At 77.4% G+C, this 226-nt stretch carries 1 protein-coding gene; it reads left to right on the top strand.

The window, feature by feature from the left end; genetic code table 11:
* On the top strand, positions 1 to 226 hold a 226-nt coding region (locus tag MFF40_RS28685; RefSeq protein WP_238263221.1), incomplete at both ends, for a hypothetical protein.

Genomic DNA, 226 nt, shown 5'->3' with positions numbered 1-226 from the left:
GGCGCGTGGCGGTACGCCCACCGGGCCGGGCGGGCGTGGGGCACGCCGGTGGTGCGCCGGTCGCTGCTGGCGGGCGCGAGCCTCATGGTCGTCGCCTCGTCGGTCGCCGTGCTCGTCGCGGCGGGCCAATCGGACGGGGGCCGTACGTCCCCCTTCGATACCCAGCAGCCCCGTTCCGGTGCGCCCTCCGCCTCGACCGATCACCCCGCTCCCAACACGCCTCCGG

Source organism: Methylobacterium mesophilicum (assembly GCF_022179445.1).
Taxonomy (GTDB): domain Bacteria; phylum Pseudomonadota; class Alphaproteobacteria; order Rhizobiales; family Beijerinckiaceae; genus Methylobacterium; species Methylobacterium mesophilicum.
This window is presented reverse-complemented; position numbering and strand designations above follow the sequence as displayed.